At 36.7% G+C, this 24,165-nt stretch carries 21 protein-coding genes; 12 read left to right on the top strand and 9 right to left on the bottom strand.

Features of this window, described 5'->3' with window-relative positions; translation table 11 throughout:
• Positions 1 to 243 precede the first annotated feature (243 nt).
• Together kdgR and MT390_RS00825 are read left to right on the top strand one after the other, a co-directional pair.
• Positions 244 to 1,029: a DNA-binding transcriptional regulator KdgR gene (kdgR, locus tag MT390_RS00820; protein WP_299662861.1), complete on the top strand. Its 786-nt coding sequence runs from the start codon at positions 244 to 246 to the stop codon at positions 1,027 to 1,029.
• Positions 1,026 to 1,358, top strand: a complete 333-nt coding sequence (locus tag MT390_RS00825) for a hypothetical protein (protein ID WP_499439044.1) — start codon at positions 1,026 to 1,028, stop codon at positions 1,356 to 1,358. Before kdgR ends, MT390_RS00825 begins: the two co-directional genes overlap by 4 nt.
• A 16-nt stretch (positions 1,359 to 1,374) precedes the next feature.
• Here the strand turns inward: MT390_RS00825 and MT390_RS00830 are convergent, their stop codons facing one another.
• The 3 genes from MT390_RS00830 to MT390_RS00840 all read right to left on the bottom strand — a co-directional run bounded on the left by MT390_RS00830 (position 1,375) and on the right by MT390_RS00840 (position 3,782).
• Positions 1,375 to 2,229, bottom strand: coding sequence for a universal stress protein (locus tag MT390_RS00830; RefSeq protein ID WP_499439046.1), 855 nt, complete (start codon positions 2,227 to 2,229; stop codon positions 1,375 to 1,377).
• A gap of 141 nt (positions 2,230 to 2,370) precedes the next feature.
• Positions 2,371 to 2,823 carry a hypothetical protein gene (locus MT390_RS00835; protein ID WP_499439048.1) on the bottom strand — a complete coding sequence of 151 codons (453 nt, stop codon included), beginning with the start codon at positions 2,821 to 2,823 and terminating at the stop codon, positions 2,371 to 2,373.
• A complete protein-coding gene (locus tag MT390_RS00840) occupies positions 2,814 to 3,782 on the bottom strand; it encodes a magnesium transporter CorA family protein (RefSeq protein WP_499439049.1) in 969 nt (322 codons plus the stop codon). Before MT390_RS00840 ends, MT390_RS00835 begins: the two co-directional genes overlap by 10 nt.
• A gap of 500 nt (positions 3,783 to 4,282) precedes the next feature.
• Between MT390_RS00840 and MT390_RS00845 the strand changes: the two genes are divergently transcribed.
• The 4 genes from MT390_RS00845 to MT390_RS00860 all read left to right on the top strand — a co-directional run bounded on the left by MT390_RS00845 (position 4,283) and on the right by MT390_RS00860 (position 8,889).
• Entirely contained in the window at positions 4,283 to 5,338 is a 1,056-nt protein-coding gene (locus MT390_RS00845; protein ID WP_499439050.1) for a DUF21 domain-containing protein, read from the top strand.
• 138 nt (positions 5,339 to 5,476) lie between these two features.
• Positions 5,477 to 6,355, top strand: a complete 879-nt coding sequence (locus MT390_RS00850; protein ID WP_499439052.1) for a mechanosensitive ion channel family protein — start codon at positions 5,477 to 5,479, stop codon at positions 6,353 to 6,355.
• Positions 6,356 to 6,579: 224 nt separating this feature from the next.
• Positions 6,580 to 7,440 (top strand): mechanosensitive ion channel family protein, encoded by an 861-nt coding sequence (locus MT390_RS00855; RefSeq protein ID WP_499439054.1) that lies wholly within the window; start codon positions 6,580 to 6,582, stop codon positions 7,438 to 7,440.
• 102 nt (positions 7,441 to 7,542) lie between these two features.
• The gene (locus tag MT390_RS00860) at positions 7,543 to 8,889 is read left to right on the top strand and encodes a magnesium transporter (protein WP_499439056.1); all 1,347 of its coding nucleotides are present in this window, start codon (positions 7,543 to 7,545) and stop codon (positions 8,887 to 8,889) included.
• 215 nt (positions 8,890 to 9,104) lie between these two features.
• Here the strand turns inward: MT390_RS00860 and MT390_RS00865 are convergent, their stop codons facing one another.
• Positions 9,105 to 9,953 carry a LysR family transcriptional regulator gene (locus MT390_RS00865; RefSeq protein WP_166368276.1) on the bottom strand — a complete coding sequence of 283 codons (849 nt, stop codon included), beginning with the start codon at positions 9,951 to 9,953 and terminating at the stop codon, positions 9,105 to 9,107.
• Between the two features lie 238 nt (positions 9,954 to 10,191).
• Here MT390_RS00865 and rimK point away from each other — a divergent pair, with 238 nt between their 5' ends.
• The 4 genes from rimK (at position 10,192) to MT390_RS00885 (ending at position 13,760) form a co-directional block, all read left to right on the top strand.
• The gene (gene rimK / locus MT390_RS00870) at positions 10,192 to 11,097 is read left to right on the top strand and encodes a 30S ribosomal protein S6--L-glutamate ligase (protein ID WP_166368278.1); all 906 of its coding nucleotides are present in this window, start codon (positions 10,192 to 10,194) and stop codon (positions 11,095 to 11,097) included.
• A 3-nt stretch (positions 11,098 to 11,100) separates the two neighbouring features.
• The gene (locus MT390_RS00875) at positions 11,101 to 12,147 is read left to right on the top strand and encodes a succinylglutamate desuccinylase/aspartoacylase family protein (protein ID WP_499439059.1); all 1,047 of its coding nucleotides are present in this window, start codon (positions 11,101 to 11,103) and stop codon (positions 12,145 to 12,147) included.
• Between the two features lie 12 nt (positions 12,148 to 12,159).
• Positions 12,160 to 12,600, top strand: a complete 441-nt coding sequence (locus tag MT390_RS00880) for an ATP-dependent zinc protease family protein (RefSeq protein WP_166368282.1) — start codon at positions 12,160 to 12,162, stop codon at positions 12,598 to 12,600.
• A 227-nt stretch (positions 12,601 to 12,827) separates the two neighbouring features.
• Complete coding sequence (locus MT390_RS00885; protein WP_499439061.1) at positions 12,828 to 13,760, top strand: GGDEF domain-containing protein; 933 nt, start codon at positions 12,828 to 12,830, stop codon at positions 13,758 to 13,760.
• A 211-nt stretch (positions 13,761 to 13,971) separates the two neighbouring features.
• Here the strand turns inward: MT390_RS00885 and MT390_RS00890 are convergent, their stop codons facing one another.
• The 5 genes from MT390_RS00890 to MT390_RS00910 all read right to left on the bottom strand — a co-directional run bounded on the left by MT390_RS00890 (position 13,972) and on the right by MT390_RS00910 (position 21,167).
• Complete coding sequence (locus tag MT390_RS00890; protein ID WP_499439063.1) at positions 13,972 to 14,535, bottom strand: hypothetical protein; 564 nt, start codon at positions 14,533 to 14,535, stop codon at positions 13,972 to 13,974.
• A 160-nt stretch (positions 14,536 to 14,695) separates the two neighbouring features.
• On the bottom strand, positions 14,696 to 17,833 hold the full coding sequence (locus MT390_RS00895) for an efflux RND transporter permease subunit (RefSeq protein WP_499439064.1): 3,138 nt from the start codon (positions 17,831 to 17,833) through the stop codon (positions 14,696 to 14,698).
• Entirely contained in the window at positions 17,830 to 19,458 is a 1,629-nt protein-coding gene (locus MT390_RS00900) for an efflux RND transporter periplasmic adaptor subunit (protein ID WP_499439065.1), read from the bottom strand. The genes MT390_RS00895 and MT390_RS00900 overlap by 4 nt, the downstream gene beginning before the upstream one ends.
• Before the next feature lie 7 nt (positions 19,459 to 19,465).
• Complete coding sequence (locus MT390_RS00905; RefSeq protein ID WP_499439067.1) at positions 19,466 to 20,725, bottom strand: TolC family protein; 1,260 nt, start codon at positions 20,723 to 20,725, stop codon at positions 19,466 to 19,468.
• 94 nt (positions 20,726 to 20,819) lie between these two features.
• Positions 20,820 to 21,167: a hypothetical protein gene (locus tag MT390_RS00910; protein ID WP_166368294.1), complete on the bottom strand. Its 348-nt coding sequence runs from the start codon at positions 21,165 to 21,167 to the stop codon at positions 20,820 to 20,822.
• A 255-nt stretch (positions 21,168 to 21,422) separates the two neighbouring features.
• Here MT390_RS00910 and MT390_RS00915 point away from each other — a divergent pair, with 255 nt between their 5' ends.
• The gene (locus MT390_RS00915; RefSeq protein WP_499439070.1) at positions 21,423 to 21,950 is read left to right on the top strand and encodes a hypothetical protein; all 528 of its coding nucleotides are present in this window, start codon (positions 21,423 to 21,425) and stop codon (positions 21,948 to 21,950) included.
• A 535-nt stretch (positions 21,951 to 22,485) separates the two neighbouring features.
• Positions 22,486 to 24,129 (top strand): phosphoethanolamine transferase, encoded by a 1,644-nt coding sequence (locus MT390_RS00920; protein ID WP_499439073.1) that lies wholly within the window; start codon positions 22,486 to 22,488, stop codon positions 24,127 to 24,129.
• Positions 24,130 to 24,165 lie beyond the last annotated feature (36 nt).

Consider the following 24,165-nt stretch of genomic DNA (forward strand, 5'->3'; position numbering starts at 1 on the left):
CTTAATTACTTTCACCTGAACAAAGAAATAACCCTAAACAGCATGCTTCAATATACACAAAAAAACCACAACCAACAAATATTATTGAAACGATGTTTTATAATTAACATAAAATAATAAGTGTCTTACTTTCTGATAGAAAATATTACTGTTTTTAAATTTTTAAAAAGGACTTTTAAAAATACTGCACTACGCTATCCCACACTATATAATGTATAAAATAGTGCTTAATAAGGATAAACAATGGATAAACCAACTCAGCCTGAATCAGTCTCATCCGTATTAAAGGTATTTAGTATTTTACAAGCCCTGGGTGAACAAAAAAATATCGGTGTATCCGAGCTATCACAACGCTTAATGATGTCTAAAGCAACAACTTACCGATTTTTGCAAACTATGAAAACACTCGGTTATGTAACGCAAGAAGAGGAAGCGGATCGATACGCTTTAACCCTAAAACTGTTTGAATTAGGCGCGAAGTCGCTAGAGTACGTAGATTTAATTGGCTTAGCTGATAAAGAGATGCGATTCATTTCAGAGCAAACTAATGAAGCATTACACTTAGGTGCATTAGATGATGATTCAATTATTTATATTCATAAAATTGATTCTAATTACAGCTTAAGAATGCAATCAAGGATCGGTCGCCGTAACCCTCTTTATAGTACCGCTATTGGGAAAGTGTTATTAGCTGAACGTGAACAGGATTTTATTCGTGATACATTATCTCGCGTTACATTTGTTAAGCACACAGAGAAAACATTAGAGAACACGGATCAACTCATTGCAGAATTAACCTTGGTTAAAGAACAACACTATGCACAAGATAACCAAGAGCAAGAACCAGGATTAAGATGTATTGCCACACCAATATATGACCGATTTGGCACAGTGATAGCTGGTATTTCAATTTCACTACCTACAATACGTTTTGATGAAGATCGCCTCAGCTATTATGTTGGCTTATTACATCAAGCAGGTAAAAATGTGTCATCTCAATTAGGTTTTAAAGATTACCCAAGCCTATGAAAAAACGATTAAAAGCGGTATTGACGTCAGCCTTCATCTATCCAGGATTAGGGCATTTTTTGTTTAAGTACTACATAACGGGTGCAATTATTATGGCGGGGTTTTCTGTACCGTTATGGTTATTGATTAAAGAAATGTTTACTAAAACAGAGCAAGTAATAATAAACATTCAACGAGGAGAGATCCCCTTAACTATCGACGCGATCAGCGATGCTATTTTAATGAGCTCCGGTGCAAGTATGCAAACTCTTAATATGTACTCTTATGCGCTACTCGCTTTTTGGATTATCGGTATAGTGGATCTATATAGAGTATCTTCAAAGAAGTAGCCATTAAGACGATTAGCTACTTCTTAACCAATAAAATATCGCAAGGCAACTTGGTTAATAGCGCGGTTGTGGTGCTGCCGATCCAGAGTTGCTCTAGTTTATTTCTGGTCACCATCCCCATTACTAAGATATTACTATTATTTTTGGTGATATATGCACTTAGTGCGACCTCTGGCACGCCCTCCAATAAAATGCATTTACCAGAAGAGACGCGATATTTCTTAGCAAAGTCTGCTAACCCATCTCGATGCATCGCTAATATTTTATGCTTGTATTTCACTAATACTGAGGTCACATAATAACAATGCGCAACAACCCAGCCTGCTTTTAATAGGCGCGACCAACTTTCAGTTAATGCAATAATATTTTCGTCGATAGTACCTGACCTAGCATGCTCATGTAATGGATCAACAGCAGCCACCAATTTAATAGGATCATTCCAGGCTTTATGGTTGAGCAATAGCACAGGACAATCGATATCCGTTAACTTTTGAAAGATTGAATGTCGTTTCTCAACCACATTATCTTCAATCACAACGAGGCTATTTGCATTCTGTTTAATGTCAGTATTAAGGACTTTAAGATAATCGGCAGATTGATTAATCACTATCTCTACCTTAATCGCATTCATGTCAAAAAATTTAATTAATTTTGCTTTTTTTAACTCTATTTTTGCCATTAATTCATCGAGTAAAGTATCTTTTTCAGTGAATAGATGCCAATAACCACGCCCCTTTAATTGTGTACTTGCATCGATGATTATTTTCAGCGTTGTTTGATGCGGCGGAATAAGATGAACCAGTTTATCTAATGAAGTCGTTTGGTAATAAAAGCGACTATCAATAAACCAAATAAATTGTTCTGTAATCATATATAAATTCACATTAATAGAGAGTTGATCGAGTATATACCTGTTATCAATCAAGATGCAAAAGCCAACAAGTCGTGAGTTAAACAGGTTCTAAATCAAGATGACTTGAGTATTACCATTGCACATTAATAGAATACAAAACTATACAATAAAGGTTAAAACAATATCGCCAAAGCCCCAGGTCAATGTGCCTAAAATAAGTAAAATACCTTCACTTATCCCCGCATTAAATTTAATTGAATGCATCGACTCTTTGATTAGTATGAGATATTTTTCTTCTATATCATCTAGCTCTTCTTGCACATAGTCTGGCGTTGCCTTTAATAATCTTAATTTACGTTTTTTTTGTAATATTTCGAGGCGTTTTCGTATTGATAGCCGGCTCATTAAGACCCTTTCTTCGATAATGCCAGAAAAACCAGAAATAATACCTAATACCACTACCACACTACCTGACCGAGAAAACCACTCAGTATCAAGTAACTGGATCAAGGAAAAGTAATACCCTAAACCCAGTATGAGTGCAGTTAGAACAAATAAAACAACGTGATGACGTATTGAAATGGGTAATGTCGTCAACAAACCTAGAGCCACCGTTTTTTCTTAAATAAAATAACTAAACTTAATGAAATAAAGCCCATAAAGCTGAGCAAATAATAATAACCGTGGGTTACTTTTAACTCAGGAATATATTCAAAATTCATACCATATAATCCCGCTAAAAAACCTAACGGAATAAAGATAGCGGTGATCACCGTTAATACTCGCATGGTGGCATTTAGCTGGTGAGATGTAACGGATAAATAACCATTGATCAGATCGCTACAAATATCATAATGCATTTGCGACAAACTCAATAAGCGCTCAATACGCTCGTGAACATCGGTTACCGTATGTAGTTCAGCTTGGTTGATGATAGGCGTTTCATCCGTCACTAATATTTTCAGCTCACTACCGATATTGCTATGATAATTAAACGTGCGTTTAAGCTTAGTCAAACGAGAACGATACAGAGTAATTTCCTGCATCATTTTATCATCGCCTCCCATCTGAAACTTATCTTCTAAGGACTCTAGTTTTTCTTCAAATTCAAATAGTTTTTGAAGGTAGATACCACAACTATAATGAAAGATCCTGAGCGCTAAAGTGATCGGGCTTTTTGATAGATACTTTTCCCCTTCAACACTGAATAGTTTATCAATAGAGATAGATTTTTTAGCATGCGAAGTGATCACAATATTAGTGCCTACAAACATACCAATTTGTAAGTGCTCAAAGACTAAATCATCACCGGGATGAAAAATACCGCGATAAAGCATAAATATATATTCATCAAACAATTCAATTTTTGGCGGATGGCGATCACGTTGTACGTCTTTAATCGCTAAAGAATGGCACCCTAATTGTTTCATGAATAAGCGCTCTTTCTCTTGATCATGGGAATCAAAATCTATCCATAAAGAATCATTTTGATTCTGCTTCCAAATCTCAACTAAGGACTCATCGCCATAAATGAATGACTTATCTTCTTTTAACAACATACATCTGATCATAATTATTCTCTTTTTATGACTTAAACGATTTTTAATCTTGTTTATAACTATCTATACCCATGCCACCTCAAGATGCTTTGTCAGGCGAAACCTCGGATAGCAGAGCAAGGCGCAACATGAGGCCTTTCGAGAGATTAACTTCGTTAATCCTCTATCGGCAGGTGTAAATGCAAGCATTTAGCACCTTCAATGGTTATTCCCTTTTTGATTGTTGCAACGCAGGGCTGATGTAAGAGGTTGCGCCCCGTAGGGCAAGGCAACTTGTACCCATCTGCGTTGTTATAAAATCTCTATGTAGAATAACTATACTTCAATTTTATGCCTAGCATCTCGGTACAATTTGCCTTGCTGACTTTGCATCTTGAGGTAGCATGGGTATATGTATAGTGAGCTAGGTTGCGCTTCGTGTCATCTTTTTATTGTTTATCAATAATAAATTCCTTTGTTTAGGTAAAGGTTATAAACTTTATTTTAACTTTTATAAATTTATTCGGTGGAGTATGTCCTTAGAAATTATCACCTGGGTTGCCATTGCATTATGCATCTCGCAATCAGCTATTTTTTCAGGGTTGAATATTGCCTTATTTTCATTAAGCCGATTACAGCTCGAAGTTGAATCAACAAAAGGCAATAAAGAAGCTAAAAAAGTATTAGGGTTACGTAATGACTCGAACTTTTTATTAACCACGATCCTGTGGGGTAATGTTGGAATCAATGTATTATTAACCTTATTATCTGATTCTGCCTTAGCAGGAATAAGTGCTTTTCTATTTTCAACGATCGCTATTACCATCATTGGTGAGATCACGCCACAAGCTTATTTCTCAAGAAATGCTCTGAAAATGGGCGCTTTATTAGCGCCGGTGATCAAGTTTTATCAGATTTTATTTTACCCCGTCGCTAAACCTACTGCGTTAATTTTAGACGCTTGGTTGGGTAAAGAAGGTATCACCTATTTAGCTGAGAGTGAGTTAAGTAGCATTATCCGTAAACATATTGAAGCAGAAGAAACAGATATTAACCATGTAGAAGGTATCGGTGCATTAAACTTTTTTAAATTGGATAAGATTTCAGTCATCGAAGAAGGAGAAGTAATCGATCCTGACTCTATTATTGCCTTGCCAACCAAGTTAGATTTACCGATTATTCCAGAGATTACGTCCGCACCGAATAATGAATTTTTAAGATTAATGAATAAATCAGGCCATCGTTGGGTAGTATTAACTAACCCACAGGGAGATCCTCTTGTGGTGGTCGATTCAGATAGCTTCTTACGTGATGTATTTTTTGAAACAGAAAATTTTGACCCGTATAAACATTGTCATCGTCCAACCATCATTAACGATGAATCAACCATGTTAAACGATGCCATTATTAAAATGAAAATGATTGAGCCCGTGGATAAGTCTTTTGATGGCGCAATCGAACGAGATGTATTACTTATTTGGGGAGAGAACAAGCGCATTATTACTGGCGCAGATATATTTGGCTTGTTGTTAAAAGGCATACAACCACCAGAACTGCAAATTAAAACATCGACTTCGGTCAAAAGTTAAATTAACACTAAAGCCAAGTTCGTATTAATGCGACTCTACCGATAACAATCATTTGCCGGCTGAAAAACGATAAAGCTTACGAAACTATACCCGCGTTTGAAACTACACCGGCGTTTAAAGGCGACTAAAGGAACTTTTATGAACTTAACACAAATCAACGACATCTTATCGTATAAGATCCTAACCGTAGCCGATCACGCTATTACCCTAGGCAGTATTTTGTTGATACCTTCTGTATTAATTATGGGGATAATATTAACACGCTGGATAGCAAAATTGATCACTAAACGTTTAGTCTCAAAGAAAACGGATCCTAATATTATCCATTTGCTGCTACGTATGTTCTACGTGATTGCAATGGCAATCTTACTAATAACAACACTAGATTTAATTAACGTGCCAATCACCGCATTTGCTTTTTTATCCGGTGCCATTGCAATTGGCTTTGGTTTTGGTGCACAAAACATTATTAATAACTTCATTAGTGGCTGGATATTAATGTGGGAACGCCCGATACGTATTGGTGATTTTTTAGAAGTTGAAGATGCGAAAGGAGTCGTTGAAGAAATCAACACTCGCTCTACACGAATACGTCGAGTAGATGGTGTACACCTGCTTATTCCAAATAGTAAATTATTGGAAAATACCGTTGTTAACTGGACCTTAATTGACACCTTGGTTAGAACATCCGTTACAGTAGGCGTCGCTTATGGGTCACCAGCGAGAAAAGTAGCGGATCTGATCATGCAAGCCACTAAGGAACAACAAAAAATCGTGATGTCACCAGCACCTGTTGTTACCTTTGAAGACTTCGGTGATAACGCACTCATGTTTGAAGCTACCTTTTGGTTAGATTCAACAACAGAAGGCGGTTTAAGGGTGATGCGCAGTAATATTCGATTTCGTTTAGAAGAGCTCTTTGAAGAACATAATATCGTTGTTGCTTATCCACAAAGAGACCTGCATATCGACGGCTCATTAACTCTTAATAGAGAGAGAGTTTCCATTAAAAAATAATAGGTACTGTTTACATTTTTTAATCATGTTCGGGCCATTAATCGCATCATTGTGATTAATGGACGACACCCAGCAATAAATACCACCCAAATAGCGATGACAAATAGCGATGCATTAAACGTTTAACCACCACTAACGAGTAAGTAGTGGTAGTAATAAAATAGGTTGTTGTTAAACTTCATTAAATAAAAAAATACACCAGATTTAAGCGAGCACCCGTAATTATGTTTGAACAATTCCTTTCAATTGATTTAACAAGTAACGCTTTTTTTCAAGCACTAATCAACAGCAATAGTGTATTAACTATCCTGCTCATTTTAGTATTAATGGGCAGTAAAGTTTATATATTGAAATTGCTGCAGCAAAAAGGAAAATCTAATAAGCGCTTAAAAATGAATATTGTAAATAATGCAATTACGATACTTATTTTTATTGGCATCTTTAACATTTGGGCCGCCGAATTTCATGAATTTGCTATTTCAATTGCCGCCTTTGTGGTTGCTATTGTGATTGCGACGAGGGAGTTTATTCAATGCTTTATTGGCTTTTTATATATTGTATCAAGCCGACCTTTTCGTATCGGAGACTGGATACAAGTAGGCGATAGTTATGGTGAAGTGCATTCCATTGACTGGGCTAAATTAACCTTATTAGAGGTCAACATTGATGCCTATGAGTACACAGGGAAAACCTTGTATGTACCTAATAGCAAATTAATTACCTCATCCATTAAAAACTTAAACTTTCTAAAACGATATGCCATGCACCATTTTACAATCACACGCGATGGCAGTGTTAATCCCTTTGTTTTTTTAGAAGAACTATATGACAAAGCACATAGTTACTGCGCAGATTTTAACGATGTAGCAATACGTTACAACCAACTAATTGAAAATCGTTTAGATGTTCACATCGCTGGCCCTGAGCCACATATTCAAGTGGCCACTTCAGATATTGGAGATACACAATTATTATTTACTATTTTCTGCCCCACTGACCGTGCGCTAGAAATTGAACAGAGCTTGACCGCAGACTTTATGAAATTGTGGTTTGAGCAACAACAATTAATGCAAAATAATAAATAACTAGGCAAAGTTAAAATCAAATAAACGATTGAATAAAAAGCTAAATAACCCCGTTTTTCTAGCGGCATAAAATTCATAGCACAAATAAAAAAAGGAGGGTTTATGGTAGTAGAACTATTACCCGATTACATTGAAAAAATTAATAATAGCTTTGAATCAGAGCAGGATATTAGCGCATTAGTTGCAGAAATTGAGCAACAGTTATCCGATGAACAAATTGCAATTTTATTAGAGTCATTTCCCGTTAAACTCAGGATCAGCTTATGGAAAACATTAGCTGAAGAAACACAGCAAAATGTGTTTATCGTGATGAAGCATGAATCTAGGGAGTTACTACTTGGTACTCTGGAAGATGAAGACTGCTTTCCTCTTTTAACTAAATTGGACGCGGTAGATCTTTTAGAGTTATCTGAAAGTCTAAATGATCGTTTTGTTGATTATGCTGTCACTAACATGACGGCAAAGCAACGTAGTTTATATAAAAAATCCTGTGATTATTCACTTGATGAAGTAGGTCATTGGCAAAACTTTACTGAAGTTCAAATACCACAACAGTTGAAGCTATCAACGGTAAAAAAAGTATGTAGTAAGAACTTACCTTCTTTTACTGATGTTATTTATATCGTCGATGAGAACGCAGCATTAGTTGGTGAGATTGCATTAAATGCGGTCTTTAAAGCGAATACTGATGAAGAGTTTCACGCTTTAATTAATACCGATGTGGAGTTTGTTAGCAGTAATGATGACATTGCTGATGCATCTGAAATGTTGATTGACTCAGATAAGTCTGCATTACCGGTTATTGATGAGAACCGTTGCTTAACTGGACGTTTAGATTTACCTACTGCGTATCGTTATAAAGAACAAATTATCGAAGCACAATTAATTCAATCTGCCGGTTTAGTGGAAGAGGAAGATTTATTCGGTAATGTTTGGCAAAGCTCAAAAAACCGCGCGGTATGGTTAGGTATTAACTTAGTAACGGCTTTCTTAGCCTCTTGGTTTATTGGTTTATTTGAAGCCACCATTCAACAAGTAGTTGCTTTGGCGGTATTAATGCCAGTGGTTGCCTCAATGGGTGGGATATCAGGTAGCCAAACGATTACCTTAATCATACGAGGTTTAGCGCTTGGACAAATTAACGATGCCAATAAAAAAGATATCATCACTAAAGAACTTAAAGTGGGAGCTATTAACGGAGTGTTATGGGCGATTGTGATTGGCGCTATCACCTTTGTTTGGTTTGATAACCCACTGCTTTCATTGACTATCTTTATTTCTATCTTAGGTAATATTTTAATCGCCTCTTTATCGGGCGTTTGGGTACCTTGGATATTAAGTAAATTTAATATTGATCCCGCTTTATCAGGCTCCGTGGTATTAACCACTGTGACCGATATTTTTGGATTTATTGTGTTCCTAGGACTTGGTAGTTTGTTGCTACTATAGTTGAAGACTAAACATATCTCTTCCAGAGGCATTAATTAATGACAGCCGTTAATGCCTCGGGTTCTTTACCTACCTCTTCATCAAAACCTTAACCAAACTCTTTATTACTGGATTATTTATTACCCATCAAACTATTTATAACTAGCCACTGTTGCGGAAACTTTCTCTCGATACTCGCAACACATCAGCACAATAAGTAATCTTAACGTACAGGCTTACTGTCTAATATTAGGGAATAATTTTAAGGCTTGTTCAATTGTTTCTCTTTTTTGATTATTAGCTAAATAATTAGCATAAATATCACGGCTGAATACAGGTGCGTTTTCTACTAAAAAGAGTTGGTTATCAGATAAATACTTAAACGTTATTTGACGCGGTAAGTAAGCAGCTCCACCAACTTCTAAAATAAAATTCAATGCGATCTTAGGTTGGCTCATAAAGTGCTTTGCTTCTGGAGCGTCTTGAAACTCACGTAAGTATTGGGCCGTAATAGACTCACCATAATCCACCATAATAAAATCATTCAATGGCGTTGCATTACGCGCATGCTCAGGGTCTGTCGTTACTAAATGTAAGGGGACAGTCGCCACTTTTTCGGAGATAATTTCACCTACAAAAGTAGGCTCAAACAGGAAACCGATATCGATAATACGATTTAATAAACTTTTGCGTAATTCCGGTGCGCTATAGGTGCTGGTTAACAAGCTAACATCTTCAATATTAAGATGGATTTTTTGCAGCCAATTTTGCAAAACTATATCCCATATTGTACTTTTTGCGCCGACCACTAACTGCATTGAGTGTTGTGCGGTGATCCCTACATCTTGCTTGGTCTTTTGCCACATAAAAATTAGCTCGTTGGCATGTTTGATTAAACGATGCCCCTCCGGTGTTAATTTTAAATGCTTTTTACTGCGGTCAAAGAGTAAAACACCCAAGTCATCTTCCAATAACTTAATGCGCGCACTCACTGCAGATTGAGTAATAAACAAGTTTTCTGATGCAATACGAAAATGTAAAGAGCGACTCACTTCTAGAAATGTTTTTAATAACTCTATTTTCATACACTTACCCACTAATCAAAAATTTTAATCAAAGACCCGAAAACAATTAATTTTATTATATAGCGTTTTGTTTATACACTCTACGAACTTAATCTGAGTTCGAATTTAAAGCCACTTTTTAACAGTAAGTTTGTTGGTTTGCATGTGTAACCCAACCTTATTTAAACAATGCTAAGACTCAGTATCAACATGCTAACCATCTAACGTATTAATGGTATTAAATACAGGAATAACACTTATGAAAATTGCAATTTTATCTAGAAACCCAAAATTATATTCTACTCGTCGCTTAAAAGAAGCTGGCGAAGCGCAAGGCCATGAAGTGGATATTATCGATACATTACATTGTTATATGGATATCACCAGTAGCCGCCCTACTGTTCGTTATCACGGTAAAGAACTACCACATTACGATGCGATTATTCCGCGTATTGGTGCATCTGTTACATTTTACGGTACTGCTGTTGCACGCCAATTTGAAATGATGGGCACTTATAATGTCAATGAATCTGTAGCAATAAGCCGCTCACGTGACAAATTGCGTTCAATGCAATTATTGTCTAGAAAAGGCATCGGTATGCCACGTACTGGGTTTGCTAATAAACCAGATAACATTAAAGATTTAATCAAGAATGTTGGTGGTGCACCTGTAGTAATTAAGCTACTTGAAGGTACACAGGGGATCGGTGTGGTATTGGCTGATACAGCTAAAGCAGCTGAAAGTATCATCGAAGCATTCATGGGCCTTCAAGCGAATATTTTAGTACAAGAGTTCATCAAAGAAGCTGGTGGTGCTGATATTCGTTGTTTAGTGATTGGCGGAAAAGTTGTTGCGGCAATGAAACGTCAAGGTGCAGAGGGCGAGTTCCGCTCTAACTTACACCGAGGTGGCTCTGCTGTGGTAGTTAAACTAACCAAAGAAGAACGTGAGACAGCGATTAATGCGGCAAAAATTATGGGGTTAAATTTCTGTGGTGTTGACTTATTACGCGCAGAAAGTGGCCCAATGGTAATGGAAGTAAACTCATCACCAGGTTTAGAAGGTATCGAGAAAGCGACTGGGAAAAACATTGCTGGTATGGTCTTTGACTTTATTGAAAAGAAACCGAAAGCTGTGACCAATAAAACTCGTGGTAAAGGATAGAGTATGAAAAAATTACGCATAGGCGACTTTGATATTTTACTTGGTACACAGTGTAAAATTGAACTGCCGGTAGCAAAGTTGTATACCGATGCCGATGTTTCATTACCCGTACAAATTATTCGTGGCGCAAAAGATGGCCCAACTATTTTTATTAGTGCAGCTGTACATGGCGATGAGTTAAATGGTATTGAAATCATTAGGCGTTTAATTAACAAACCTAATTTTAAAATTATTCGCGGTACCGTGATCGCGGTACCTATGGTTAATGTTTATGGCGTAGTAAATCAAAGTCGCTATATGCCCGATAGACGTGATTTAAATCGTTGCTTCCCAGGATCCCCAAAGGGATCCTTAGCGGCGCGTGTTGCACATATCTTTTTAACACAAATTGTAAAACACTGTGACTATGGCATCGATTTGCATACGGGAGCGATTCATCGCTCCAACTTACCGCAAATCCGTGGTGATATGACCGACCCAGAAACCAAAGAATTGGCACAAGTTTTTGCTGTACCGGTTATTTTACACTCTAATGTGCTAGATGGCTCTTTACGTGAGTCTGCCGTCGAAAATGGCACCAAAGTACTATTATATGAAGCAGGTGAAGCATTACGCTTTGATGATTTCTCTATTCATGCGGGCATCAAAGGAATAGAAAATGTATTACGCCACCTTAAGATGATGCGTAAAACCACCTCTAAGCGTAAATTAAATGAACCCTATATTGCTAATAGCAGTGGTTGGTTACGTGCTAACGCCAGCGGAGTTGTGAAGCATTTAGTAGAACTAGGCGATCGCGTAACTGCAGGTGACAAACTAGCAGAGATTGGTAGCCCTTACGGTGAAATTTTAGGTGTTGTTAAAGCCACTCGCTCTGGTATTTTGATTGGCCAACAAAATATACCTTTGGTACAAGAAGGTGAAGCAATGTTCCACATTGCGTATTTTAAAGAAGATGATGAAGCGGTGCAGGAACACATTGAGTCAGTACAAGATTTTCTGCGTCCTGAAGATGATATGAATACTCATAGTGCATTAAGAGCGGAATAAGAGGTCAATAACATGGTATCAAAAGAGAAAACAATTATTGGTCGCTTAGAGTCAATTGCATTACCTGACTTAGGTATTGATGATATGCAGGTAAGGGTCGATACTGGCGCTAAAACATCGTCACTGCATGTAGATAATATTGTTAAATATATGCAAAATGGTAAACCTTGGGTGAAATTTGATATTCACCCAGATATTCATAACGTAGAGAAATTAATTTCATGTAAAGCAGTGATCAGTGATATTCGTAAAATAAAATCATCGAATGGCACTGCAGAACAACGTTATGTTATTGAAACACCAATGACATTAGGTAAAGAAACTTGGCCAATAGAAATTACCTTAACTGATCGTACTGATATGAACTACCTAATGCTTTTTGGGCGTGAAGCAATTGGTAAACGTTTATTGGTTGACCCTTCTAAGGTATTTTTAGCAACACCAAAAAGCTAATCTCAATATTAAATTAAGTAGGTTTTGTATCAATATTTGATGCAAAGCCTGCTTCCTCCCTAGCCTTTCACTGAAAATGCAAAACTGCTCCTATCAAACGAGTTTGATTACAGCTAATCTTTAACCTCGGGATAATAGAAACATCACCTCCATTTCAACCAATAGTTAAACTTTCAGCTCATCCCGCAGTTTGATTGGTTATTTTAAATATAGTTAAAGGGATATTTATGATAGAGCAACGCTTACATATAATTATTATCTGCGAAGATGAGTGTTTTTTTAACTGGATTGCATCAACAATTAAAGTCTCAGATATGATGGTCGACGCAATAAAACGAGTGAGTATAGATAAGCTATCCGAAATACGTCTATTACCCAGTTGCGACCAGTTACTCATTATACAAGAGGCACTTTATTTACAAAACGTCAAAAAAATCAGTAGTAATTACGCTTCGATGGGACATGAATTCCCATTATTGTTGGTGACAGATAGTTATGCTGAAAGTTATGCAGATAGCTATGTAAATAACAGCGATAGCAAGGATGCTTTTACAATTATTGATACTATTGTCAAAGAAAACTTATCTATTTACTCGTTACGGCACGCCACTCGCTCTTTATTAAAAGACTACAAATTAACCAAGCGATTACAGAGACTTGCTCATTATGATGCATTGACAGGTGCAGCTAATCGCTATTTATTTGATGACCGCATGAATGAAACGATCAAAAAATCTAAACGCTATAAAGAATCTTTTTCCTTATTATATTTCGATTTAAATAGTTTTAAAAAGGTCAATGACACCTACGGGCATGAAGTCGGGGACTTATTTCTTAAACATTTTGTACAACGTCTCAATCAAGTAAAAAGAGAAACAGATACATTAGCAAGGTTAGGCGGTGATGAGTTCTGTATGCTATTACCTAATACCGACGAACAAAATCTAGCGCAATTTATTACTCGAATCATCGACTCTTTTGCAACGCCTTTTTTAGATTTTAATATTAAATTACCAATAAAATCAGCGATTGGAGGAGTCACCATAAAAGATCAAAGTGAAAGCATGCTAAGCCCACAGGAAATAATAAAAATTGCAGATAAATGTGTTTATGAAGCAAAAAAATCAACAGAAACACATTCAGTGTTAAAAGTCATTTAACAGCAATTTTAATCAATATGGGTTTATTTCAGTCGCTTTCACCTGCATCTTTGCATGACCAATTTGCTAAAAAAGTAACCATTTACGCCTTTAATTGACGTATGTAGGCTCTTTTTCTAATCAAAACACAAATAATACGCTTACTGTCAAAATGAATGTGAACGCTAATGTCATTGATATAAAGTCACCTCATGTTCGTTTATGAAGCTGACTATTTTTTACAATTTTGACGAAATTGCTTATGACCTTTTTTAGTTTGTGTTTGAATTTTATTTAAAATCGCTTTGATTTCAGTTTCGTCTTTTGTTGCATTTAATGCTTTAAATAAGCTATTTAACTGCTTTATCTCTGTTACGTACTTTTGCTTTTGATTATGTTGTTCAACATTCATGCCTTGCATATTCGACATAACAGACATGCCCATCTTGGCATGATCCATCTCTTTCATTTTAGTTTTGTCTGAATCAGCATGCTGTATTTTAGTGATCATAACTGGCATATATTGGCTAGCTTTGTCACTTAACATTAATAGCTCATTCAAGTGCTTTTGCATTTTTTTAGCGTCATCAGTTTTAAACCCTTTCACATAAGCCCTCAGTTCACTTTTCATGTATTTCATTGTTTCGCCAAGCTCAGTATCTTTGCTTTCACAATGTTCGGCATGTGCAAAGGCTTGGCTCATTGGTAATGAGAATAATAATGCACCAGCCAATACGAATGTTAGTTTTGTTTTTTTGATTATTGTTTTTTTTATTATTGTTTTTTTAATTATCATTTTTATAGCCATCGTTGTTATTTATAAAGGAGGTAACTCCATGCAAGCCAAATGTTTTGGTTTACCTTATTCTCAATTAAAGCAATAAAATAAACAGGCAAACAAAAGACTCACAATAGAGTCATTTTTTATTTCATGACTTTTTTGATGTCATGATAGTTTATTGTTGTGATGGTAAGTGTAATTGTTTACGCATACTTACTTTTTTCCATTGGAAATATACAGCAGGTAAAATCAATAGCGTTAAAATAATTGCACTGACCATTCCACCAATCATTGGGGTCGCAATACGTTGCATCACCTCTGATCCTGTGCCGTCGCTAATCATAATCGGCACTAATCCAATAACTACTGTTGCGACAGTCATCATCACAGGGCGTACACGCAATCCAGCCCCTTCCATAACAGCCTCTTTTAAATCATCAAGCGAAAACTGTTCGAGACGCTGAGACTTTTTAGCCGCTAGCGATTGATTTAAATACAACAACATGATCACACCTATCTCAATCGATACGCCAGCCAAAGCAATAAAACCAACACCAACCGCAATCGAGAAGTTAAATCCAAGTATAAACATCAACCAAATACCGCCCATTAACGCAAAAGGTAAGGTAGATAAAATCAGTAACACTTCACCTACACGTCTAAAGGCTAAATAAAGCAAAATAACAATAATCAAAATAGTAATAGGAATCACCTTAGCTAACCGTGCATTGGCTTTTTCCATGTACTCATATTGACCAGACCAAAGTAATGAATAACCCGCTGGTAAATTAACTTGGTCGTTCACAATATCACGCGCTTCATTAACATAAGATCCTAAATCACGATCTTCAATATCAACAAAGATCCAACCATTTAAACGCGCATTTTCTGTTTTTATCATCGGTGCACCCGATTCAATATAAACCCTAGCAACATCGTTTAAGCTAATGGTCATTTTTGATGGAGTAATAATAGGCAATGATTTAAGCGCAGAAACGGAATCACGATAATCATTTGGGTAACGTAAATTAACAGGGTAACGCTCTAACCCTTCAATAGTTTCAGTAATATTTTGCCCACCAATCGCAACGGCCACCAACTGTTGAATTTCAGCAATATTAAGTCCATAACGCCCTGCTTTTTCACGGTCAATATCCACTTTCACATAACGTCCGCCACTAACTCGCTCGGCATACACCGAAGCAGTACCAGGCACATCTTTTAAAATCTGTTCGACTTGTTTGCCTATTTTTTCAATCTCAGCTAAATCTCCACCAGCGATTTTGATACCAATCGGTGTTTTAATACCCGTTGCTAACATATCGATGCGTGTTTTAATCGGCATCACCCAAGCATTGGTTAAACCGGGGAACTGAATCAAACTATCGAGCTCCTGTTTTAACTTATCTTTCGTCATACCAGCTCGCCATTCATTTTTAGGCTTAAATTGAATCGTCGTTTCAATCATGGTTAACGGAGCAGGATCGGTGGCTGTTTCTGCTCGGCCAATTTTTCCCCATACTGTTTTAACTTCCGGTACGGTTTTAATGAGTTTATTAGTTTGCTGAAGTATTTGACGCGCTTTACCCACTGAAACACCGGGATAAGTGGTTGGCATATACATTAAATCGCCTTCATCTAACGGCGGTATAAATTCACTACCTATTTTATGCACAGGGTAAAAACCTACCGCTAATAAACACAAAGCAAAAATAATCAATAACTTAGGAAAGCGTAAACTAAAGGCTAAAAAGGGTTTATAGATTGCTACCACTAATCGATTTAAAGGGTTTTTATGTTCAGGGAGTACTTTACCGCGAATGAAATAGCCCATTAAGACAGGAATCAAAGTAATCGCTAAACCCGCCGATGCCGCCATCGCATAGGTTTTAGTAAAGGCTAACGGTGAAAACATCTTGCCTGATTGCCCTTCTAAGGCAAAAACCGGTAAGAAACTAAACGTAATAATTAATAATGAAAAGAATAAAGCAGGCCCGACTTCCGTTGCCGCTTTAGCAATAACCTGCCAACGATTGTCATCGATCAGCTCAGTTTTCTCCATGTGTTTATGCACATTTTCAATCATCACTATCGCACCATCTACCATCGCACCAATCGCAATGGCGATACCGCCTAATGACATGATATTCGCGTTAATGCCTTGCCACGACATAATAATGAACGCGATAAAAATACCCACCGGTAAACTGAGTAACACCACTAGTGACGAGCGAAAGTGAAATAGGAAAGCAGCACAGACTAAAACCACCACGATAAACTCTTCAAGCAGTTTATCGTAAAGGTTTTCTACCGCTGAATTTATCAGTTCAGAGCGATCATAAGTTGGAATGATCTCAACACCTTCAGGTAAACCATTTTGTAATTCATTTAATTTATCTTTAACGGCTTCAATCACCCCTTGGGCATTTTCACCAAAGCGCATCACCACTACACCACTGACCACTTCGCCTTCGCCATTAAGCTCAGTAATACCACGGCGCATTTGTGGCCCTAAACGAATTTCAGCAACATCACCCAATAATAAAGGTGTGCCGTTATCATTCACCCGTAAAGGGATAACTTTAAGGTCATCAATAGAGGAAATATAACCAGAAGTACGTACCATGTATTCGGCTTCAGCCATCTCTATCACACTCGCACCAGATTCTTGATTGGCACTTTTTATCGCATTGCTAATAGTGGTTAGCGACAGGTTGTAAGCACGTAACTTATTAGGATCAACACGAACTTGATACTGTTTCACCATGCCGCCGACGGTAGCAACCTCAGATACACCAGCAACAGTTTGTAATTCAAATTTTAAGAACCAATCTTGTAAACTACGTAGTTCACTTAAGTCATGTTGTCCGGTTTTATCAACTAACGCATAGCTAAAGATCCAACCAACTCCGGTCGCATCAGGCCCTAGCGCTGACCTTGCTTGAGGTGGTAGATTCGGTGCAACTTGTGACAAATATTCAAGTACGCGTGAACGAGCCCAATAGATATCAGTATCGTCATCAAAAATGATATAAACATAGGAATCACCAAAGAATGAATAACCACGTACAGTAACCGCGCCAGGCACACTTAACATGGCAGTGGTTAATGGGTAAGTGACTTGATCTTCAACCACTTGTGGTACTTGGCCTGGATAAGTTGTTTTAATGATCACCTGCACATCTGAGAGATCTGGCAAGGCATCAATCGGTGTTTTTTGTAATGAAAATACACCATAGGCGACAATCACAGCGGTCATCAACAGTACCAAAATACGGTTTTTTATCGACCAATTAATAACGTGAGCAATCATAGTGTCACCACTTGAGATTTCATGCTTAAAACACTAAAAGCTAAATCCTTGATATATGAATCATTGATATATAAGTTATTAACATCTAAAGCACTGACATCTAACCAGTCCAGATTATTTTTACTTGAGCTATCTTTACTTGAACTTTTTTGACTCGAGTTCGCTTCCTCATCTGCTTGTTGCTCTTTTAACATACGATCAAAATCAGCATTGATACTCGATTCACTATCCAATAAAAACTGTGCCGACGTCACTATTTTTTGCCCAACTTCAAGACCAGATAATATTTCGATTGTCTGTTGGTTCTCAATACCGACTTTAACCAATACAGACCTAAATTTACCGTCGCCCATCGCTAATACAACACGATTCATATTACCTGCATAAATCACTGCTTCACGTGGTATGTATAAACGCTCTTCATCCATTTTGGGCGTGATAACAACCGATGAAAACATATTGGGTTTAAGCATTTGGTTAGGGTTATCAAACTGTAATCTGACACGAAGTGTACGGTTACTTTCACTCATTTCAGGATAGATAAATCCAACTTTCCCCACCCACTTTTTACCTGGGAAATAATCTAATGTCATGCTCGCCATATCGCCTAATTTGATCAAAGAGACTTGCGCAGCAAATACTTCAACATCGACCCAAACGGTATCTAAATTAACGGCAGTAATCACCGTGGTAGAAGGCGAAATAAACGCACCTTCATTGACGTTTAAGTCGGTAATAGTGCCTTTCTTAGGGGCATAAATATCAATACGTTGCGCTACTTTTCTAGATTTTATCAATTGATTAATTTGCCAAGTGCTAATGCCTAATACCTTTAAACGCGCTTTTGATGAACCAATTAATGCACTGCGATTCAACTTAACGGCATTCAATAAAGACTCTTGTGCTTTCACTAATTCAGGCGAATAAAGTGAATACAGTTTTTGCCCTTCTTTTACTTCAATGCCAACCGACTTAACGTATAGTTTCTCTATCCAACCTGACACGCGGCTATTGATTTGCCATAACGCATCTTGATTAGCTTGTACGCTGCCTAAGCTGTTAATATTTAAATCAAACTTACCTTTTTTTACCGTGGCAGTACGTACGCCGAGATTGTTTTCAACAGCAGGAGAAATAGTCACAGTCCCCTCTTCGCTATTACCATTAGTGTCTTCATACACAGGTACTAAATCCATGCCCATTGGTGATTGCCCCGGTTTATCACGACGGTAATTTGCATCCATCGGTGCAACCCAGTATTTAATTTTAGGTTCTGCTTTTTGCTGCTCTTCATAAACAGGCACTAAATCCATGCCCATTGGTGATTGCCCCGGTTTATCACGACGGTAATTTTCATCCATCGGAGCAACCCAGTATTTAACTTTAGGTTCTGCTTTCTTTTTTTCAGCATAAACAGGTACTAAATCCATGCCCATTGGCGATTGACCTGGTTTATCACGACGGTAATTCGCATCCATAGGTGCAACCCAATATAGAATATCAAGCTGATCATTTGATTTTTTATCGCTCATTCCTAAATGTAATATTCCACTTTGGTTGGCAAAAAAACCAATGCCAAACCCTGCTGATAATACGGCGATCAGTAATAATATAGTGCGCATCATTTATTCCTTAAAGTGCCTGAAAATAGCGAATGTTAGAAAGGCTTTTCAGGCCATCAAAATAGAGTTGTTGATATTCAATAGAGAGATTCAATTCATCCATATAAGCCTGAATGACGTCAGTAAAGGGGCGAGTATTTGATTGATAACTTTGCACTAAAGCCTGAGCACGTGACTTGGCCTGCTTTAATAAGCTATTTTTATAGCGTAATTGACGTGAAGCAAGCTGCTGATAATTAACAATTTCAGCTTTAAGCTGCGCATTAAGTTGGCGTATTAAAAGGCGATGTTCAGCTTGTTTTTGACCTTTGTTGTGTATTGCAGCAATCATTTGCTGATCTTGGCGTTGATCGGTAAAGATCGGCAGATCCATAGAAACAAAACCACTCAGTAAATCAGGTCGAGCGCTGCCATTATCAAACTCAGACAAACGGTGTCCATAACCTAATTCAACTTTAAAGCTGGGTTTATAATTCTGCTTTGCTAAATCAACACCGCTGCCTGCAACTAAAATATTTTGCTTTAAAGCCAAAACCTTAGGGTGTTTAGTTAATAACTGATAATGGTCTATATTGCGTGTTTCACTGGCTTTGATATAAGTTAAGGTATCAGTCCAAGCAGGAGCAGTCGTTGATAATTTTTGATAAGCTAATTGTCCTATCCATTCACTTAATAAACTACGATAAGTAAGTGATTGCTGCGACAATTTAGCGAGTTTTTCATCTAATAAACCAAGTTCAATATCCGCATTAATAAGGTCTTCATTTTCGATAAGGCCTAATGAGTACTGAGACTCCAAATCTTGATAAAGGCTGCTAAATAGCTGTTTATTTTGGCTAACTAATTGAACTGATTTTTCAATAAAGAGGATGTTAAACCATAAGTCACGTACTGTTTTTTTCACTAACAAACGTCGGTCTAACCCTTGAAAAACAACTGTTTCAGACTGTAAATGAAAGCCTTTTTTAGAGATCGCTAATGAATCACCTCGACTAAATTGCTGAGCAATCCCCACGGTTAATTGGGTCATGGCTTCATTATCGAGTGAAAAACTATCCGTTGGTAAGTTGGCCACACCGAGCTTTATTGTCGGGTCAGCTAATGTTGCACTGCTATTTCCCTTTGCAATTAATGAAGCTTGTTGAGCTTGATAAACTTGTTGTCCAGGATCATCTTGTAATGCGACCCGTTGTGCATCTTGTAACGACAACGCAGAAACATGCAATGTAACAACTGTGCATAGCAGCACAGATAGATTAAGGATTTTCATCTGTTTTCCTTTTATCCAATGAATGGATAACTAATTAATTTTTAAATACTGAATTGCGCCATCTCAAAAAATAGAGAGATCGCGGCTCAAAAGATTAACTAAATAAAGGAGGTCGATAGAGACTTTTAGGAAGAGAGGACAGAATAGACAGCTTTAACGCAGGGTAATTAAGTCGATTATAAGTAAAAGAGAGCAGTGGCGTATTTTCGATAAAATGCGTAATAGAAACAACATTCATCATCTCGCAATTATCATTGCAGTCTTGCATGCTCATATTAGTAGCCATATTCATATTTGAGCAATCTAAATGACTCATCATCATGACTTTGCAATGCATTGTTGTTTGTATCTCATCTTCTACCAACGACACAGAGGCCATCACTTTTTGCATAAAAGTGACTTGAATAGTAATCATTAAAAGTATTGTGATGAGTTTTTTCATTAACTAAACATTAATATTGATGAATAAATGGATAAACATAGTAATCGATTAATTAGAGACTAATAACTAGAGATTAATAACTAGAGATTAATAATTAATAAACTAAGAATAAAGTCTCCCCCTAGGGAAAGGTCAAATAAAAGGTAACACACATTGTAAAAAAATTTTAATTCAGAAATAACCTGCTCATTTAATAATCAAAAAGCACTTAGATTAGTATAAACTTAAAGCTCCACTTCATTTGATAAAGGGTTAATGATGAAATTAATACGTATAACGCCATCCCTACTCTACTCACCATTACAGGTACTCTTAATTGCCTCGTGCATTTCTTTTTTCTTTAATAACAGCGTACATTCAGCGTCATTATTTGCAGGCAGTAAGTCAGTATCAATAAAGTTAGGTACGGCTTCTAGCGGTAATCAAAACTATACGGTTGCCGGTGCCTCGTTACAATACTTTGCATTGGATAACCTAGCCATAGGCGGTGGTTATGAGTATTGGTTCTCTGGGTCGCCCACTATTTCAAAAGCATCTTTACATTCCACCTATTATTTTTCATTAGACCAACACATTAAACCTTATTTAGGTGTGTTATATAGCCATTATTTTGTTGAAGATAGATCTGATATTGATGCTTACGGTTACCGACTTGGTGTTTCTTATATTAAATCACCAATGATATTAAGCGCAGGTATCAAGCAAGAAAAATACATTTCCAACAACCCTGTCTATTTTGATGAAGATCCACAATTAGAGTTTATGGTTGGTTTTTCTTTTTAAGCTAAATAAAACGCTAATTAAGAGTGACACAATATAGATCTAAGCATCAAAAAACAGGCCTGGAATAAGAGAACATTATCATTGAATGCGGCTATTAAGTATTAGCAGTATTCAATGATTTTTTAATTGTGGTCAGGTATAAATTCGAAAAGCTTAATGAATACTTTAACCATACCCGTTACCAATCAAGATGTATTATTCAGCCGCTAACTAGGGCAGCAAGACAAGGCCGAACATGATGACAATGGCAGTCCTTATCGAATATTACAACGCAGTATTGGTGTTCGAGTAGTTGAATCGCAGGGCAAGCCGTGAGACAACCATTTTAGCTTCTGTTATAAAATGGGCATAAAGTCTCGATTTAATCCGTTAAATCTTTACCTTTATAACTGGTATTTGTCCATTTCACAGCTTGTTGATTTTTGCACTTTGAATGGTGATGGGTATAAGATCAGTAGACTTTCAGTTTGTCTTCAGACTCCCTTAAGTTTTGGCACATAACATATCCATATTCTCCTAGAATATGGATTTAAAAATGAAAAATGATGTACTTAAAAAGCTTGGGTTATCGACTCAATTTTCTTTAAATGTAAACCTTGTCGTTATCTTACTCGCAAGCTATTTTGCAATCGTACTAAACCACCCTATTATTCAAAAGGTTTATCAATTATCTGCATATGATTTGCCACTATATTTAATAAGTCACCTTTTATTAATCTGTGCTTTTGTGATTATTTTTACACTGTTAGCTTGGCCATATTTATTTAAAATAATAGTGATCCCATTAATATTAACCTCTGCATTGGCTTTTTATGCGAGTGCGACATATAACATCATGTTTGATTACACCATGATGGAAAATATTTTTGAAACAAATAGCGGAGAAGCATTTTCATATTTAAATTTAAGTGCCGTTTTATTTTTTATTTTACTTGGAGTGATCCCTGCTTTTTTACTGTTAAAAGTAAAATTAACTTATAACAACAGCGTGCTTAAAACTTTATTCTTAAAAGCCGCTTTATTGATTGGAATGGTTAGTATTATTGCGTTAATTGCTGTTTTTTATTATAAAGATTATGCATCAATAGGTCGTAATAACAGTTATTTGAACAAGATGATTAATCCAGCTCATGTTTATAATACATTTAAGTATGTTAAGAAAAATTACTTAAATAAACCCATTGCCTACTCAAAATTAGGACAAGACGCAAAGCTTGTTCCAGCTACTAATAACAAGCCTACCTTAATGGTTTTTGTTGTCGGAGAAACAGCCCGAGCGCAAAATATTGCTTACAATGGTTATACGCGCAATACCAACCCTTATACGCAGAAGATGGGCATTATTTCATTTCAACATGTCACCACTTGTGGTACTGCTACTGCAGTGTCATTACCCTGTTTATTTTCAAATATGAGTCGTTCAGAATATAAAAAAGAACGAGCGATAAACCAAGATAATGTATTAGATGTATTAACTTATGCCGGTGTACAGGTAAAGTGGTTAGATAATGATGGAGGTGATAAACAAGTTGCACAAAATTTAGTAAAATTAGAGGTTAATAAAGCAGACAATAGCGATTTGTGTAATAAACATAGCTGTTACGACCAAGTCTTATTACGCCAGCTTCCAGGGCTAATAGAGCAAGAGCCACAGCAGAATAAGCTATTTGCATTACATTTAATCGGTAGCCACGGCCCTACTTATTATCAACGCTACCCGCAGGATAAAGCTTTATTTAAACCAACTTGTGAGCGTAGTGATATTGAGAATTGCAGTGACCAAGAGATTGTAAATGTTTATGATAATACTATTGCCTATACCGATTTTATATTGGCTGAAACCATTACCATGCTAAAGCAGTATCAAGACACTTACAATGTTGCACTTTTTTACCTTTCGGACCATGGGGAATCGTTAGGTAAAAATGGTTTATATTTGCATGGAACGCCTTATGTTGTCGCGCCCGATGAGCAAACTCATGTACCTTGGTTTATGTGGGCAACGGATGATTACTTTACCAATCAAGGCATCAATAAAAACTGTCTTGAAAAACGAGCACACAATGATGCCGTATCACATGACAACCTATTTCATACCTTATTAGGTTTTTATGGTGTTAGTACCAAGCAAAGGCAAAGTGCATTAGATATTACTAACACCTGTAAAGTAAGCACTTAGTCATTGTCCATCGCTATAAATAGTAACTAACAGCAA

Origin of the sequence: Vibrio sp. 2-Bac 85 (assembly GCF_037546705.1) — a bacterium.
Taxonomy (GTDB): Bacteria; Pseudomonadota; Gammaproteobacteria; order Enterobacterales; family Psychromonadaceae; genus Psychromonas.

What these genes read in the sequence shown, in the direction of transcription:
- MT390_RS00905 (WP_499439067.1), bottom strand. Translation starts at nt 20,725, where the DNA reads ATGAAAATCCTTAATCTATCTGTGCTGCTATGCACAGTTGTTACATTG.
- kdgR (WP_299662861.1), top strand. Translation starts at nt 244, where the DNA reads ATGGATAAACCAACTCAGCCTGAATCAGTCTCATCCGTATTAAAGGTA.
- MT390_RS00825 (WP_499439044.1), top strand. Translation starts at nt 1,026, where the DNA reads ATGAAAAAACGATTAAAAGCGGTATTGACGTCAGCCTTCATCTATCCA.
- MT390_RS00855 (WP_499439054.1), top strand. Translation starts at nt 6,580, where the DNA reads ATGTTTGAACAATTCCTTTCAATTGATTTAACAAGTAACGCTTTTTTT.
- MT390_RS00910 (WP_166368294.1), bottom strand. Translation starts at nt 21,167, where the DNA reads ATGAAAAAACTCATCACAATACTTTTAATGATTACTATTCAAGTCACT.
- MT390_RS00845 (WP_499439050.1), top strand. Translation starts at nt 4,283, where the DNA reads ATGTCCTTAGAAATTATCACCTGGGTTGCCATTGCATTATGCATCTCG.
- MT390_RS00875 (WP_499439059.1), top strand. Translation starts at nt 11,101, where the DNA reads ATGAAAAAATTACGCATAGGCGACTTTGATATTTTACTTGGTACACAG.
- rimK (WP_166368278.1), top strand. Translation starts at nt 10,192, where the DNA reads ATGAAAATTGCAATTTTATCTAGAAACCCAAAATTATATTCTACTCGT.
- MT390_RS00920 (WP_499439073.1), top strand. Translation starts at nt 22,486, where the DNA reads ATGAAAAATGATGTACTTAAAAAGCTTGGGTTATCGACTCAATTTTCT.
- MT390_RS00865 (WP_166368276.1), bottom strand. Translation starts at nt 9,953, where the DNA reads ATGAAAATAGAGTTATTAAAAACATTTCTAGAAGTGAGTCGCTCTTTA.
- MT390_RS00850 (WP_499439052.1), top strand. Translation starts at nt 5,477, where the DNA reads ATGAACTTAACACAAATCAACGACATCTTATCGTATAAGATCCTAACC.
- MT390_RS00860 (WP_499439056.1), top strand. Translation starts at nt 7,543, where the DNA reads ATGGTAGTAGAACTATTACCCGATTACATTGAAAAAATTAATAATAGC.
- MT390_RS00895 (WP_499439064.1), bottom strand. Translation starts at nt 17,833, where the DNA reads ATGATTGCTCACGTTATTAATTGGTCGATAAAAAACCGTATTTTGGTA.
- MT390_RS00830 (WP_499439046.1), bottom strand. Translation starts at nt 2,229, where the DNA reads ATGATTACAGAACAATTTATTTGGTTTATTGATAGTCGCTTTTATTAC.
- MT390_RS00840 (WP_499439049.1), bottom strand. Translation starts at nt 3,782, where the DNA reads ATGATCAGATGTATGTTGTTAAAAGAAGATAAGTCATTCATTTATGGC.
- MT390_RS00915 (WP_499439070.1), top strand. Translation starts at nt 21,423, where the DNA reads ATGATGAAATTAATACGTATAACGCCATCCCTACTCTACTCACCATTA.
- MT390_RS00890 (WP_499439063.1), bottom strand. Translation starts at nt 14,535, where the DNA reads ATGATAATTAAAAAAACAATAATAAAAAAAACAATAATCAAAAAAACA.
- MT390_RS00885 (WP_499439061.1), top strand. Translation starts at nt 12,828, where the DNA reads ATGATAGAGCAACGCTTACATATAATTATTATCTGCGAAGATGAGTGT.
- MT390_RS00900 (WP_499439065.1), bottom strand. Translation starts at nt 19,458, where the DNA reads ATGATGCGCACTATATTATTACTGATCGCCGTATTATCAGCAGGGTTT.
- MT390_RS00880 (WP_166368282.1), top strand. Translation starts at nt 12,160, where the DNA reads ATGGTATCAAAAGAGAAAACAATTATTGGTCGCTTAGAGTCAATTGCA.